Here is a 14,879-nt window from a genome sequence, read left to right on the forward strand (position 1 = left end):
TCCAGCTTCTTATCGTTGTTAGTCATCGAATCGTACCGCACCATCGTGGTACGTCAATGAGTATCTGTCTAATGTTTAAATGCCACACAAGCGATCCATACAAGCAAAACGCCCGGACGAGATATTCATCCGGGCGTTGAAGTCGTGTTCGCTTTGCTACGATCAGTTATCGCTGACCGGCTCGCCGCTCATAAAGCCCGGGAACCAGCCTTCAAAAGCCTGCGTCAGTTCTGCGACGCTGACATCAACTGTATCGCCAAAAGTTAGACGGTCGCCGCCGACCTGTCCCAGAATGCGGAACGGAACGCCTGCACCCTCGGCATTGAGCGCGATGAGCTTGGCCATTTCCGACGTAGCGGCAATCACATAACGCGCCTGATCTTCACCGAACAGAACCGCATGCGGCTGGCCGTCACCTGCATTGAGGGTCGCGCCCTTGCCGGACTTGATCGCCATTTCGGAGACAGCAATTGCCAGGCCTCCGTCGGAAAGATCGTGGCAGGCCGTGACCTGACCATTACGGATCGCCGAACGGACGAACTCACCGTTACGCTTTTCCATCGAAAGATCGACGGTCGGGGCAGGGCCGTCTGCACGGTCGAACAGATCGCGCAGATAGATCGACTGGCCGAGATGCGTGCCGTCGCCGCCAAGCAGAACCAGCGTGTCGCCATCCTGCATGCCGCCGATCTTAGCCGTCTGCGACCAATCCGGGATAAGGCCGACACCGGCAATCGTCGGGGTCGGCAGAATGGCCTGACCGTTGGTTTCGTTATAAAGCGAAACATTGCCCGAAACGATCGGGAAATCGAGGGCGCGGCAGGCTTCGCCAATACCTTCGATGGCCTTGACGAGCTGGCCCATGATTTCCGGCTTTTCAGGATTGCCGAAGTTCAGATTGTCGGTCGAAGCCAGCGGCTCTGCGCCGGTCGCCGTGATGTTGCGCCAGCATTCGGCAACAGCCTGCTTACCGCCTTCGAACGGGTCAGCTTCGCAATAGCGCGGTGTCACGTCCGACGAGAAGGCAAGCGCCTTGGTGTCATGGCCTTCAACGCGGATCACACCGGCATCGCCGCCGGGAACCTGCAGCGAATTGCCCTGAATGAGCGTGTCATACTGTTCGTAGACCCAACGGCGCGACGAAAGATCCGGCGAGCCGATGAGCTTGAGAAGTGCTGCCGAATAGTCTTCCACCTGCGGCACATTGCTGGCCGGGAGTGGTGCATGCTTGCCCGGCTCCATCCACGGACGATCATATTCCGGTGCCTGGTCGCCCAGATCCTTGATCGGCAGATTGGCGACTTCCACACCCTGATGAATGATGCGGAAGCGCAGATCGTCGGTGGTCTTGCCGACAATGGCGAAGTCGAGACCCCATTTGCGGAAGATCGCCTGCGCTTCGGCCTCCTTTTCCGGCTTCAGAACCATGAGCATGCGCTCCTGGCTTTCCGAAAGCATCATTTCATAGGCCGTCATGTTCTCTTCGCGAACCGGAACATGGTCGAGAATGAGTTCAATGCCGAGGTCGCCCTTGGCGCCCATTTCGACAGCCGAGCAGGTGAGGCCAGCCGCACCCATGTCCTGAATGGCGATAACCGCGCCAGACGCCATCAGCTCAAGGCAGGCTTCGAGCAGGCATTTTTCGGTGAACGGATCGCCGACCTGAACGGTGGGGCGCTTTTCTTCAATCGATTCGTCGAACTCAGCAGACGCCATGGTCGCGCCGCCGACACCGTCGCGACCTGTTTTTGCGCCCAGATAGACGACTGGCAGGCCGACGCCCTTGGCTTCCGATAGGAAGATGCCGTCATGCTTGGCAAGACCGGCAGCAAATGCATTGACGAGGATATTGCCATTATAGCGTTTGTCGAAGTTCACTTCGCCGCCAACGGTCGGCACGCCGAAGGCATTGCCATAGCCGCCGACGCCGGACACGACGCCCGATACCAGATGACGGGTTTTCGGATGGTCAGGCTCGCCGAAGCGCAGCGCGTTCATAGCCGCAACAGGACGCGCACCCATGGTGAATACGTCGCGCAGAATGCCGCCAACGCCGGTCGCTGCACCCTGATAGGGCTCGATGTAGGACGGGTGGTTGTGGCTTTCCATTTTGAAGACGACGCAATCGCCGTCACCGATGTCCACAACGCCCGCATTTTCGCCGGGACCCTGAATAACGCGCGGACCGGTAGTCGGCAGCGTGCGCAGCCATTTCTTCGAGGACTTGTAGGAGCAATGCTCGTTCCACATGGCCGAGAAGATACCGAGTTCGGTAAAGCTCGGCTCACGTCCGATCAATTCGAGAATACGCTGATACTCGTCCGGCTTGAGGCCGTGGGATTCGATGAGTTCCGGCGTTATTTCGCGATTATTGGAATTGGAGATAGTCATGGGAATGGGCAACCCCGTCGCAGGCTGTGGCACCCGAAAACCTTCCGCCGAAGGCTGGGCATCTAAGGTTTCAAGGGGTCTCTTTAACCTAACTCTGTTGGAAGCGCGACAGGAAAATGCCGCTTTCCCGGCCTGATTCAGCATATGGCCGCATCAAGGCTTCAACAGTCCTGTGACAGGCAGCGTTTACACGCTGCCCTCATAGCCTGCCTGCTCGTTTTCGAGCAGTTGGCGCAATGTGAGGAAACTGCTCTCGACAATGCTTCGGTCGATCGGCGACGAGAAGGCGATGCGCACCCGGTGGTAAATCTGATCGACGCGGCCGGCTTTAAATTCGTCCTCATCGTCGATCAGGATGCCACTTTCATAGGCTGCGGCCTTGAATGTGCCGGATAGCCACGGTTCGGGCAGGCCCATCCAGAGGAAAGGAATGTTGGGGCGGGATACGAAATCGAAGCCGGAGAAAACGCGACGCGCGATTTCCTCACGCGCTTTTGTTTCTATGCGGCTTTTCTCGCGGATGGCGTCGGCTGCGCCGGAAAGCACAAGCTGCGCGCCGGTTTCGGCGAGAAGAAAAGCCACGCCGCCTGTCATCATCTTGTGTGTGACTTTCACACGCTGCGCGCAATGCGGCGGGCAGGAAACCCATCCGCTGCGTATACCAGCGGCCACGGCTTTGGACAGGCTCGACACGACGAATGTGCGCTCTGGTGCGAAACTCGCCAGCAGCGGAATGTCGCTTTCGCACATGCTGCCGTAAATATCGTCTTCGATGAGCCAGACATTATAGCGCCGCGCAATATCGGCTATGGCACGCCGCCGCTCTTCCGTCATGGTAGCAAGCGTCGGGTTGTGCAAGGTCGGCATGAGAAATGCCAGGGTAGGGTGCTGCTGGCGGCAGGCGCGCTCGAATTCCTCCGGGATAAGGCCATATTCGTCATGCGCAGCCTGAATGGTGCGGCGACCTAGAAGCCGCACGGAGCGGCTGATCTGCGCATAGGTCAGGTTTTCGAACAGAATTCGGTCGCCCGGATTGGTGAAAGCCGTGATGATGGCAATGCTTGCAGCCTGGGCGCCATTGGTGATGACGATATTGTCGAGATCCGGCTGCCAGTCGGCCCTGCCGAGCCACTTCTGACCAGCTTCCAGCCAGTGCTGCGGAAACTGACGCGAATAGTTGGCGATCTCCTGCGGAAAATCGCGGTGAATGTCGGCGCTGATCTTGGCGAGCACTTCATGTTGGCCGACCTCTGGTGCAGAAGTGGAATCAAGCCGAATTTTACCCGTCGGTACATCAGCGGGCTTCGTGCCGATTAGTGTCGTTGGAACAAGCCCTAATTCTGATGGCTCTTCGCTCAACACATAGGTGCCGCGCCCAACCTCGCCGGTCACAAGGCCGCGCTCATGGGCAAGCGCATAGGCGCGACCGATTGTACCTATTGTCACCTTCAGGTCGAAGGCCAGATTGCGTTGCGGTGGCAGTTTTACGCCTGCAGGCAGTCCGCCATTGCCAATCGCTTCTTCAATAGCATCCGCCAATTGCAGGTAAAGCGGACCAGTTTTGCTCGATAGGTCGGGAATCCAATTTGTCATGGTGACAACTTATAAATTGTATCGATTGTGGAGTCAATTATAGAGTCATTCCAACGCCGATTGATGTGCTGTTATCCAGATTTGCTGTTAGGGAACTTCGAATCTGGTCCGTTGAACATCCAAAGAGCAGAAGAATGGACCGAACAATGTTTTACTTCAGACCGCAGACCGAGACAATAGATACAATTCTTCCGATGCCCGATGCTGATCATATTGATGATCTGCCGCGCGGGTTGCGCGCCCAACTTGTCGCAGCGTCGGAAGAAGAGACGGGTACAAGCCTGTTGCGTCGACTTCTGAACTGGCTTTCTTATGTAAGCATGGTGCGTCGCAGCCGGTTGTCGCTGTATGAAATGACGGATGAACAATTGCGCGACATCGGCCTCAAGAGAAGCGAGGCGGAACGCGAAGCGCGTAAGGTTCGCTTTCACCTTCGTTAGAAATATCGGCCCTAACGACATGATTTCGTGCATCGCGGGCGCTAGTTAGTAAATCTGCGCCTGCAACAATTGAGACTTGAATAAGTAACATCGTGGCAAGGAATGTAACAAAATAGCGAGGCAGAATTTCGGCTCAACTAGTTGTAATTGTTAAAATCTTAGAGTTTGATAGCATACTAATTATTGAAGCATTTGCATAAAGCTAATGTTATAATAAGGAGGCTGCTGTAATGAACTACATCAGGCCAACTAATGATGTGATTGACACAATTACTATTCTTCCGGAAGTTGATATTGCGAGTGAATTAAGCAAAGGCTTGCGCGCTCGACCGTCTTTAGCGGTGCCGCATCGGATACGTAAGGTTTGGACTGGTCTTGTCGATAGGGTCCGGGCATCTTCGTCAAGACGTCAGACAAGGCGGATGCTGATGGAGCTGGATGATAGGCAGCTTCGGGATATCGGCATCAAGCGGGACGATATTTGAAGCTTGGCATCCCGAAGCTAGAGCTGACTTTGCGAAAGCCAAACGCGAGTTGAATGCATAAATTTCAAGTAGATAAAGCAGACCGGCGTTTTAGACGGTCAATATGCATCGTCTTATGGATAGCGATGTATTCGAATGCCCCCTCCCGTGAGATCGCGGGAGGGGTTCTTGATTTCAGCAGCCTTTCTGGCCGGACGCCCAGCGGTTGACGTCGCTGAGAATACGGTTGCCATGGCTTTCCTGGAGCATAGGACCGAAGGTTTCGACGCGGGCTGGATTGCCTTCTGCCTGCACGACCAGCAGCGGGCGCGCGGCGGGATTATGGCCCGGCACAACCAGAATACGCGGACGACCGCTATAGGAGTTCAATTCCGGCGCAAGTGTATAGCTGCGGAAATCCTTATCCTTGGATTTGAACCAGCAGCTATTGGCGGCCAGCGCGATGCGTTCCATTGTCGGCAGTGCAGCTTTGCTGACATTCTGCGTGACTGGTCCGGATGCCGGGCGCGGGGTGCAGGCCGCAAGAAGCGCAATCGCAGGCAAGGCGATAAGAGCGATGGTCTTTTTCGTCAAGAAACGAACTCCAAAAGGGCGCGCCGCCGGGGAGGGCTGAGAGGCGCGCAGACAAGAATAATCACAGGAATCGGAAGATGCTGCTGGCTCTCAAGCCAGATGCGGCATGAAGGCCTTCAGCCCGTCGCTCATCTCGTTCCAGATGCGTTCAAAGGCTGGGTGCTGCTTTGCCTTCGCAGCATATGCATCGAATTTCGGAAACGCGTCCAGCAAATCCGGCTTGCCCGACAGCTTCTTCAACGGTTCCATGAGAAACCGCACGGGCAGCAGCCAGGCATCGGCCAGTGTCGGTTCCTCGCTGACAGCATAAAACGTATCAGGGAGGCGATCTTCGATCACCGAAAGGCCGGTGTTCAGCTTTTCAAACAGCCGATCAATGGTCGCGCTGTCGCGCTCCGGCTTGCTCTGTAGGATGAACAATTTCATCGCCGGTCCGAGCACTTCCAGCTCGATGACCCGGGCCAGAAGCCGGATCAGCGCGCGCTGGCGCGGCGTGCCGGGCAGAAGCGGCTTTTCAGGAAAATGATCTTCGAGATATTCAGCGATTACAACGGCTTCAAAAAGCGTTTCGCCAGAACTGGTAATCAGCACCGGAACGCGGCGCAGAGGCGTGATCTCACCAAAATCAGCCGGGAAGGGATAGGGCAGAGTGATCGGCTTGAAGGACAGGTCCTTCAGATAGAGAACACTGCGCACGAAAGCCGAGTACGGGGAAAGTGGTCTTGAATAGAGTTGCATTGCGCGGTCCCCCCGATTCGGTTGCCAAGGAATTCTCCCAAGGCAAAACTGCCATGAAAACAGGCTTCAAGCTAGACTGGTTTTCATTGGCTGGAAAGCGGGCTGCGGGAACGTTATTTTACCGAAGATGCAATTCGGTGAAGGAAATGAAAAAGGGCGGTCTCATCAAGAGCCGCCCTTCTTGGGTAAACCTATCAGGCTGCGATGCCCAGAGCGCCTGCAAATAGCGCCCGCCCATCGTCACCGCCATGGGCGCTTTCGATCAGGTTTTCCGGATGCGGCATCATGCCAAGCACGTTGCCGCGCGCATTGACGATACCGGCAATATCATTGACAGAACCGTTCGGGTTGGTGCCTTCCGCATAACGGAACACGACCTGACCTTCGCCTTCGACGCGCTTCAGCGTTTCGGCATCGGCAAAATAATTGCCGTCATGATGCGCGACCGGGCAACGGATGATCTGGTTCTGCTGGTAACCGCGGGTGAAGGCAGTGTTGGCATTGCTGACTTCGAGCTTCACTTCGCGGCAGACGAACTTCAGCGAGGCGTTACGCATCAGCGCGCCTGGCAACAGTCCGGCTTCAACGAGAATCTGGAAACCGTTGCAAACACCCATGACCATCACGCCCTTGTCGGCCTTCTCGCGCACGGCCTGAAGAACCGGCATACGTGCCGCAATCGCGCCGCAGCGCAGATAGTCGCCGTAAGAGAAGCCGCCGGGGATGAGGATCAGGTCGACATCGTCCGGGATACTTGTATCGGTCTGCCAGACCGTGACAGGAGCCTGACCGGTGATCTTGGTGAGCGCTGCGATCATGTCGCGGTCACGATTGAGGCCGGGAAGGAGAATGACAGCGGATTTCATGAGCGTCTGCTTCCTTTGTTTGGCTCAGCCGATGGCGATGGAATAATCTTCGATCACCGTATTGGCGAGGAGCTTGTCGCACATGGCCTTTAGGTCTGCTTCGGCCTTGGCCTTGTCGGCGCCTTCGAGTTCGAGGTCGAACACCTTGCCCTGACGTGCCGAGTTGACGCCAGCGAAGCCGAGGCTGCCGAGTGCGCCGACGATTGCTTTGCCCTGCGGGTCCAGAACGCCGTTTTTCAGTGTAACGGTGACGCGTGCCTTGATCACTCTGTGGTTCCTGTAGCTCTAGATTTAGTTCTCACAGCTTCAGACGGAAAATCTGTAACTGCTGGTCGGGAATGAAACGGCCCGGAAGGTTTTGTTTTGGCGGCTCCCGGGCCGATCAGATTACTTCACAAGCACGGGGCCCGAAGGACGGGGCGAGTCATTCTCGTTCATGATGCCGAGACGGCGTGCCACTTCCTGATAGGCCTCGACCAGTCCGCCCATATCGCGGCGGAAGCGGTCCTTGTCGAGCTTGTCATTGGTGTTGATATCCCAAAGACGAGCCGAGTCCGGGGAGATTTCGTCGGCGACGACGATACGCATCATGTCGCCTTCCCACAGACGGCCGCATTCGATCTTGAAGTCGACAAGCTGAATGCCAACGCCAAGGAACAGGCCGGAGAGGAAGTCGTTGACGCGGATGGCAAGCGCCATGATGTCATCGATTTCCTGCGGGCTGGCCCAGCCGAATGCGGTGATGTGTTCTTCCGTGACCAACGGGTCTTCGAGCGCATCGGCCTTGTAATAAAACTCGATGATCGAGCGCGGCAAAACAGTGCCTTCTTCGATCCCGAGGCGCTTGGACAGCGAACCGGCTGCAACATTGCGGATCACGACTTCCAGCGGAATGATTTCCACTTCCTTGATCAACTGCTCACGCATGTTGAGACGGCGGATGAAGTGGGTTGGAATTCCGATGCGGTTCAGCTGGGTAAAAATATATTCGGAAATGCGGTTGTTGATGACACCCTTTCCGTCCACGACTTCGTGCTTTTTCTTGTTGAACGCGGTTGCATCGTCCTTGAAGAACTGGACCAGCGTTCCTGGCTCGGGGCCTTCGTAAAGAATCTTGGCCTTGCCCTCGTAAATACGGCGGCGACGGTTCATGGCTTTTCTCGGATTTCCATATCTATGGTGATCGGCTCTAAGCCGCTATTCTCGCGGGCTACCTATAGCAAATAAGGGGTTTTAACAATCCTGCTTCGTGCCCGTTCCCCCGTTTTCGGTGTTTCCAGAGCGCCTTTCGATCTGATTGCATAAGATAGGCGCTCAATCCTTGGTTTTGGCGCGCATCCTTTCCGAAAACTGTTTCCCACTTTTCGGGATGCGTTTTAGTGCAAGATTATAGACGAGCTGCAAGAAATTGATTTGCCGCTCTTGTATAATCTTGCGCCCCTTGCCAGCTTTAGGCAAGGGATCGGTAACGATCTCTTCCTACTGGGAATTTTTGGGAGTTTTGTGAATGACGACAGGTATGGATGATCGCCGCGATGCTTTCGAAAAGAAATTCGCACATGATGCTGATTTACGCTTCAAGGCCGAAGCGCGCCGCAACAAGCTTCTCGGATTGTGGGCTGCCGAACGTCTTGGCAAGAAGGATAGCGAGGCTGAAGCCTATGCCCGCGATGTCGTAGCAGCCGATTTTATCGAGGCCGGTGACGATGATGTGTTTCGCAAGATCCGCGCCGATTTCGATGAGGCAGGCCTCACCGAAAGTGATGAAACGATCCGCGGGAAGATGCTGCTATTCCTGGAGGAAGCGCTCCGCCAGATACAGCAGGATTAAGATCATGGGGTGGAAGTGCTGATGACACTTCCACCCCTTCTTTTTGTTTGCCTGCCACGACGAAATGTCATTTATGAAATATCAGATGTGAAATGCCCGTTCTGAAATAAAGGAAATCCCTATGTCGTTGTCTTCGCGTTTGCGTGCCGGTGAAACCGTTCTCTCGGCGTGGTCGTCGCTTCCTGAGCCGCTGACGGTTGAAATCCTTGCCCATACGGCCTTCGACGCTGTCACGCTGGACATGCAACATGGCGGTCATGACGAGGCAAGTGTGCTGCGCAGCGTGGGTCTTGTTCTGAATGCGGGAAAGCCGCCGGTGGTGCGTATTCCCGTCGGTCGCTTCGATATGGCGAGCCGCGCACTGGATTTCGGCGCACAGGCTGTGATTGCTCCGATGATCAATTCGGCCGAAGATGCGCGCAAGTTTGCAGCCTCCATGAAATATCCGCCGGTGGGCGAACGTTCATGGGGCGTTTTCCGCGCCAATGCCGATTATGGCACGCCCGGCTCCAATGATTATCTGACCACGGCAAATCAGGATACGCTGGCTTTCGCGATGATTGAAACACGCGACGCCTATGATGCGCTGGACGCCATTCTCGATGTGCGCGGCATTGACGGCGTATTTGTGGGCCCGGCGGATTTCTCGATTGCCTGGAGCAACGGACGCGAAGCCAATCCGAATTCTGACGCTATCATCGAGCCGATCAGCAATATTGCGCGCAAGGCTGCTGCTGCGGGCAAGATCGCGGGCATCTACTCGCCGTCGCCAGAATTTGCACGACGCTATATCCCGCTTGGTTTCCGCTTTGTGACCGTCAGCAATGAAGGCGGCTATCTGCGCCTTGCCGCGCAGAAGCTGGTGGAAACTGTTCGCGCCTGACTCCGGTCCAGATCGTTGAATAGAGAAAAGGCGGGTTTGAAACCCGCCTTTTTCTCAGTGTTGTTTTGGTGCCTGGAGTTGCGTCATGAACTCCGCAAACACCATCGAGCCTTCCGGCCAAGGGCCGTGGCCTGAATCCGAGTTGATATGACCGGACTCGCCTGCATCGATCAGCATCGCGCCCCAATCCTTCACGACCTCTTCGGCAGCTTCGAAGCTCGAGAAAGGATCATTGCGGCTTACGACCGTGATCGTCGGGAAGGGCAGTCGCTCGCGCGGATAGGGACCAAAGGTCATCAGATGCTTCGGCCGAATGCTCTCATTCGAGACATCCGGCGGCGCGACGAAAAACGCGCCTGCGATCTTGTGCTGGATGAGCGGCATAGCGTGCAAGGCTGCGGCTACACCCAGAGAATGCGCAACCAGCACGATGGGCTTTGTTGCGGCATTCGCAGCCTTGACCACTTCGCCGACCCAGTCGTCGCGCACTGGCTTTGACCATTCGGCCTGCTGAACACGGCGCGCGGTCGAGAGTTTGCTCTCCCAGCGGGTCTGCCAGTGGTCCGGGCCGGAATTGGTATAGCCGGGAATAATGAGGATATCTGCGTCTTTGACTTTCATAGCCCCCATTTAGATCGCCTTCATCAGTTCTTCAAGCTCCTCGACGTGCCGCAAAGCGAATGCGAATGATGAACAGCCTGTTCGCAGATCGCGATCTTGTGAACGATGCAGCAAACAGCGATGTTTAGGGCAACAGAACGCGAAGGAGAGCATAGGCCATGACAATCAGCAGACGTTCGGTGCTTGGCGCTACGGGAGCTGCTGTGATGGCCGGTATATTGCCCGCGCGTGCAGACATGCCGTCGAAGGAGAATGATATGACACAGCAATTGAAGACGCCGGTCACCGAAACGACCCGTCCTGTTGCACCGCTTCCATTTGCGATGACCGCACCGATGCGCGTGGCGCGCATTGGTCTCAAGGCGCGCGACGCGGAAACGCTGGCTGAATATTACCGTGATGTCGTTGGCCTGCGCGAAATGAGCCGCCGTGGCGCATCCATCGTGCTTGGGGCCGGTGATCGCGAACTGATGGAAATCGAACAGTTCTCTGCTGCTCGTCCTGATGATCCGCGCAGCGCCGGTCTTTATCACACCGCATTCTTGCTGCCGACCCGTGGCGATCTGGCGCGCTGGTCGCGCCGGGCTATCGACAAGCAATTGCCGGTTGTCGGCGCCTCGGACCACGATGTCAGCGAAGCCATTTACCTGACTGACCCGGAAGGGAACGGCATCGAGATTTATTCCGACCGCCCGCATGAAAAGTGGCAGTGGAACGGTGACCGCGTGAACATGGGCACGGAAGCGCTCGATGTGCGCGGCTTGCTGGATGTCATCAAGACGGAAGGCGGCGAATGGACCGGCGCGCCGCAAAACACGGTCGTTGGCCACGTGCACCTGCGCGTCGGTAACGCCCATGAGGCCGAAACCTTCTGGCACAATGAACTTGGGCTGGAAACGGTGCAGACCTATGGCGACCGGGCTGTGTTCATGTCCACCGGGCGATACCACCACCATATCGCGGCCAATGCCTGGCAGAGCGCCGGTGCCGGAAAGCGTGATACGGATCGGACAGGCCTTGCCTGGGTCGAGCTGGAGGATACGCGCGGCGGCGACAACAGTTCCTTCGTCGATCCCTGGGGCAATGTGGTCAACACCATCAAGACCAAGGCTTGAAAGTTAAGCTAGTCTAAAAATAAAAAGCCCCATGTTTACAAAAGCATGGGGCTTTTTTTAATGTGAAAAAATGACTTGAAGGGTGATCGTTTCAGATCAGTCGAACACTTGTTGTCCCCCTCATCCTGAGCAGGTGCGAAGCACCGTGTCGAAGGGCGAGGGCAGACGCTTTGCTTGTTTCCCTCTCCTTCGATCCTTCGGAATCTCAGGATGATGCGCCGTTTTCAACGGCTCCTCAGGATGAGGGAAACGGCAGCGCCAGAACCTAAATCTTCCTTAGCCGAAGACGCGCTTGAAAATCGTGTCCACATGCTTGGTGTGATAGCCGAGATCGAACTTCTCGCGGATTTGCTCTTCGGAGAGGGCTGCGCGCACTTCCGCGTCGCCGAGCAGTTCTTCGAGGAAGTCTGCACCCTGTTCCCAGACCTTCATGGCGTTGCGCTGCACCAGACGATAAGCGTCTTCGCGCGACACGCCAGCCTGCGTCAGTGCCAGCAGAACGCGCTGCGAATGCACCAGACCGCGGAACTTATTCATGTTTTTCAGCATGTTGTCCGGATAGATCACCAGCTTTTCGACAACGCCAGCCAGACGGTTGAGCGCGAAGTCGAGCGTGATGGTTGTGTCCGGGCCAATAGCACGCTCGACACTCGAATGCGAAATATCGCGTTCGTGCCAGAGCGCAACGTTTTCCATGGCAGGCGTGACCGACATGCGCACGAGACGGGCGAGGCCGGTCAGGTTTTCTGTCAAAACCGGGTTGCGCTTATGCGGCATGGCCGATGAACCCTTCTGGCCCGGAGAGAAGAACTCTTCGGCTTCCAGAACTTCAGTGCGCTGCATGTGGCGGATTTCGATAGCGACATTTTCGATGGACGAGGCGATGACGCCGAGTGTCGCGAAGAACATCGCATGGCGGTCGCGCGGGATAACCTGCGTGGAAACCGGTTCGGCTTCGAGGCCAAGCTTGGCGCAGACATATTCCTCAACGCGCGGATCGATATTTGCAAAAGTGCCGACCGCGCCGGAAATTGCGCCGGTTGCGATTTCTGCACGGGCTGCGACGAGACGAGTGCGGTTGCGCTGCATTTCTGCATAGAAACGCGCGAAGGTGAGGCCCATCGTGGTCGGTTCGGCGTGAATACCGTGGCTGCGACCGATGCGTACCGTGTCCTTATGTTCGAAAGCGCGGGTCTTCAGCGCGGTCAGAACGCGGTCCATGTCGGCGAGCAGCAAATCGGCAGCGCGCACCAGCTGGACGTTGAGCGTGGTGTCGAGCACATCCGACGAGGTCATGCCCTGATGCACGAAGCGGCTGTCCGGGCCAATGAATTCAGCAAGATGGGTCAGGAAGGCGATGACGTCATGCTTGGTGACAGCTTCGATTTCGTCGATGCGAGCGACGTCAAATTTCGCCACGCTACCCTTTTCCCAGATGGTCTTGGCGGCTTCCTTCGGGATGACGCCCAGTTCGGCCAGCGCTTCGCAAGCATAGGCTTCGATCTCGAACCAGATACGGAATTTCGTCTCTGGGGACCAGATAGCGACCATTTCAGGCCGGGAATAGCGCGGGATCATTGGCAAATCCTGTTTTGGCGGCCCGGTTGCGGGCCGCAGGTCTTGGGAAATTGGGATAGGCGCGGTTTAGCAGAGGTGAGGCCTCTGCTCAACGCCTTAACAGCGCGCAGCTTCGGCGGCAGCGCGGATTGCCTGAATGTTGGCACGGTAGGATTCGACCGAATTGCCTTTGTAGACAGCCGATCCGGCGACGAGAATATTCGCGCCTGCTGCGACAACCAAACCTGCGGTTTCCGGCGTCACGCCACCGTCGACTTCAATGTCGATCGGCCGGTCGCCGACCATGTCACGGACGCGCTTGATCTTGTCGAGCATCGGGTGGATGAACTTCTGGCCACCGAAACCCGGATTGACGGTCATGACGAGGATCAGATCGACATCATCCAGAATATTGGTGATGGCTTCAACTGGAGTCGCCGGGTTGAGCGCGATACCGGCTTTCTTGCCGAGCGCGCGGATCGATTGCAGCGAACGATGCGTATGCGGACCGGCTTCGGCGTGAACCGTGATCAGGTCACAGCCTGCTTCGGCAAAGGGTTCCAGATAAGGATCGCACGGCGCGATCATCAGATGCGCGTCGAAGAATGCCTTGGTGCGCGGGCGGATCGCCTTTACCACCTGCGGGCCAAACGTGATGTTTGGCACGAAATGTCCATCCATGACATCGATGTGGACCCAGTCGGCACCGGCTTCCAGCACGGCATCAACTTCTTCGCCAAGACGGGCGAAGTCGGCAGAAAGAATGGACGGGGCAATGGCGATGGGGCGCATGGCGATAGTCTCCTTGGCAGCGTGGCTTGCCCGTATCATATGAACAGCAAAAATCCTATCCCCAGCGCTTGTGGAACCACATCCACTGGCCCGGATATTCGCGGACCCATTGCTCGACCGTGTCGTTGAGCAATTGCGCCGTGGCGTCAATATCGATCTGGCCCTTGTCGTCGCGGGGTAGTTCCATGCGCTCATAGAGTTCAAGCCGGTAGCGTCCGCCGGGCAGGCGGATGCAGCGCGCCGGATAGACATCGCAATCATACTGGCGGGCAAGCTTTGCCAGCAGCGGATTGGTTTTTACCGGCCGGTTGAAGAATGTCGACGGCACACCGCGTGAAAACTTCTGGTCGACGAGCATTCCGACATTGCCGCCATCACCCAGAATACCCGCCAGCGCCCAGGCAGCACCTGCCTTGGAAGGCACGAGATGGCCCATATTGGTATGGCGGGCTTTCAGAACCTTGTTGGCGATATAGGGATTGTTCGGCGGGCGAAACAGCGCGGTGACATTCAGGCCGAATGTGGCGGCACAGATCGGCAGCAGTTCGAAATTGCCGGTATGCGCCGTGAAGAAGATATGCGGCTTCTTTTCATCGCGCAGGCGTTCGAAAATCGGAATGCCATCGACTTCGATCAGGCCCGGCTTGGCAGCATGGGGATCGAAATCGAAGATCGCGTCGAGGAAAATATACTCTGCCAGAAGGCGCGCCATGGAATCCCACATGTCGCGCGCAATCACTTCGATCTCCGCGTCGCTCTTTTCAGGATAAGCCTTGCGCAGATTGTTGGTTGCGATCTTGTGGCGCGGCGTCAGCGGCCCGACGAGACGGGCCACCTTGGCCGAAAAGCTGATGGCAGCCCTCGCTGGAAACAGGCGCAACAGGCCAAGCAGTACAAAAACGGCCTGAGCCCAGAGCCAGTAATTGAACTGCTTCAGCTTGCGCGACCAGCGAAAGAGCAGGAGCTTCAGTTTGAACATCATGACAGGGACAGG

General features: G+C 56.6%; 16 protein-coding genes. 5 read left to right on the plus strand and 11 right to left on the minus strand.

Annotation, left to right across the window (positions count from 1 at the left end; translation table 11 throughout):
* Nucleotides 1-162: 162 nt before the first annotated feature.
* Nucleotides 163-2,391: a phosphoribosylformylglycinamidine synthase subunit PurL gene (gene purL, locus FHW03_RS08870; protein ID WP_182520294.1), complete on the minus strand. Its 2,229-nt coding sequence runs from the start codon at nt 2,389-2,391 to the stop codon at nt 163-165.
* Nucleotides 2,392-2,577: 186 nt separating this feature from the next.
* Nucleotides 2,578-3,984, minus strand: coding sequence for a PLP-dependent aminotransferase family protein (locus FHW03_RS08875; protein WP_182520295.1), 1,407 nt, complete (start codon nt 3,982-3,984; stop codon nt 2,578-2,580).
* Between the two features lie 146 nt (nt 3,985-4,130).
* On the opposite strand from FHW03_RS08875, the gene FHW03_RS08880 reads away from it, so the two are divergent.
* Together FHW03_RS08880 and FHW03_RS08885 are read left to right on the plus strand one after the other, a co-directional pair.
* Nucleotides 4,131-4,424, plus strand: coding sequence for a DUF1127 domain-containing protein (locus tag FHW03_RS08880; protein ID WP_182520296.1), 294 nt, complete (start codon nt 4,131-4,133; stop codon nt 4,422-4,424).
* A 230-nt stretch (nt 4,425-4,654) separates the two neighbouring features.
* A complete protein-coding gene (locus tag FHW03_RS08885) occupies nt 4,655-4,909 on the plus strand; it encodes a DUF1127 domain-containing protein (RefSeq protein ID WP_182520297.1) in 255 nt (84 codons plus the stop codon).
* A gap of 174 nt (nt 4,910-5,083) precedes the next feature.
* Here the strand turns inward: FHW03_RS08885 and FHW03_RS08890 are convergent, their stop codons facing one another.
* The 5 genes from FHW03_RS08890 to purC form a co-directional block, all read right to left on the minus strand.
* Nucleotides 5,084-5,482: a hypothetical protein gene (locus FHW03_RS08890; protein ID WP_113533537.1), complete on the minus strand. Its 399-nt coding sequence runs from the start codon at nt 5,480-5,482 to the stop codon at nt 5,084-5,086.
* 90 nt (nt 5,483-5,572) lie between these two features.
* Complete coding sequence (locus FHW03_RS08895) at nt 5,573-6,220, minus strand: glutathione S-transferase family protein (RefSeq protein WP_182520298.1); 648 nt, start codon at nt 6,218-6,220, stop codon at nt 5,573-5,575.
* Between the two features lie 194 nt (nt 6,221-6,414).
* Nucleotides 6,415-7,086, minus strand: coding sequence for a phosphoribosylformylglycinamidine synthase subunit PurQ (gene purQ / locus FHW03_RS08900; protein WP_182520299.1), 672 nt, complete (start codon nt 7,084-7,086; stop codon nt 6,415-6,417).
* A 24-nt stretch (nt 7,087-7,110) separates the two neighbouring features.
* Complete coding sequence (purS, locus tag FHW03_RS08905; RefSeq protein ID WP_182520300.1) at nt 7,111-7,353, minus strand: phosphoribosylformylglycinamidine synthase subunit PurS; 243 nt, start codon at nt 7,351-7,353, stop codon at nt 7,111-7,113.
* A gap of 120 nt (nt 7,354-7,473) precedes the next feature.
* Nucleotides 7,474-8,238: a phosphoribosylaminoimidazolesuccinocarboxamide synthase gene (gene purC, locus FHW03_RS08910; protein WP_113533538.1), complete on the minus strand. Its 765-nt coding sequence runs from the start codon at nt 8,236-8,238 to the stop codon at nt 7,474-7,476.
* Nucleotides 8,239-8,593: 355 nt separating this feature from the next.
* On the opposite strand from purC, the gene FHW03_RS08915 reads away from it, so the two are divergent.
* Both FHW03_RS08915 and FHW03_RS08920 read left to right on the plus strand, forming a co-directional pair.
* Nucleotides 8,594-8,917, plus strand: a complete 324-nt coding sequence (locus tag FHW03_RS08915; RefSeq protein WP_182520301.1) for a DUF1476 domain-containing protein — start codon at nt 8,594-8,596, stop codon at nt 8,915-8,917.
* 115 nt (nt 8,918-9,032) lie between these two features.
* On the plus strand, nt 9,033-9,800 hold the full coding sequence (locus FHW03_RS08920) for an HpcH/HpaI aldolase/citrate lyase family protein (protein ID WP_182520478.1): 768 nt from the start codon (nt 9,033-9,035) through the stop codon (nt 9,798-9,800).
* A gap of 54 nt (nt 9,801-9,854) precedes the next feature.
* Here FHW03_RS08920 and FHW03_RS08925 read toward each other — a convergent pair whose 3' ends face one another.
* A complete protein-coding gene (locus FHW03_RS08925) occupies nt 9,855-10,421 on the minus strand; it encodes an alpha/beta hydrolase (RefSeq protein WP_182520479.1) in 567 nt (188 codons plus the stop codon).
* Nucleotides 10,422-10,579: 158 nt separating this feature from the next.
* Between FHW03_RS08925 and FHW03_RS08930 the strand changes: the two genes are divergently transcribed.
* A complete protein-coding gene (locus tag FHW03_RS08930) occupies nt 10,580-11,536 on the plus strand; it encodes a VOC family protein (protein ID WP_377514463.1) in 957 nt (318 codons plus the stop codon).
* 276 nt (nt 11,537-11,812) lie between these two features.
* Here the strand turns inward: FHW03_RS08930 and purB are convergent, their stop codons facing one another.
* The 3 genes from purB to FHW03_RS08945 all read right to left on the minus strand — a co-directional run bounded on the left by purB (nt 11,813) and on the right by FHW03_RS08945 (nt 14,867).
* On the minus strand, nt 11,813-13,114 hold the full coding sequence (purB, locus tag FHW03_RS08935) for an adenylosuccinate lyase (RefSeq protein ID WP_078338463.1): 1,302 nt from the start codon (nt 13,112-13,114) through the stop codon (nt 11,813-11,815).
* 96 nt (nt 13,115-13,210) lie between these two features.
* On the minus strand, nt 13,211-13,885 hold the full coding sequence (gene rpe / locus FHW03_RS08940; RefSeq protein ID WP_182520481.1) for a ribulose-phosphate 3-epimerase: 675 nt from the start codon (nt 13,883-13,885) through the stop codon (nt 13,211-13,213).
* Between the two features lie 55 nt (nt 13,886-13,940).
* A complete protein-coding gene (locus tag FHW03_RS08945; RefSeq protein ID WP_182520302.1) occupies nt 13,941-14,867 on the minus strand; it encodes a lipid A biosynthesis lauroyl acyltransferase in 927 nt (308 codons plus the stop codon).
* Between the last annotated feature and the right edge of the window lie 12 nt (nt 14,868-14,879).

This window comes from Ochrobactrum sp. RH2CCR150 (assembly GCA_014138095.1).
GTDB lineage: Bacteria > Pseudomonadota > Alphaproteobacteria > Rhizobiales > Rhizobiaceae > Brucella > Brucella gambitense.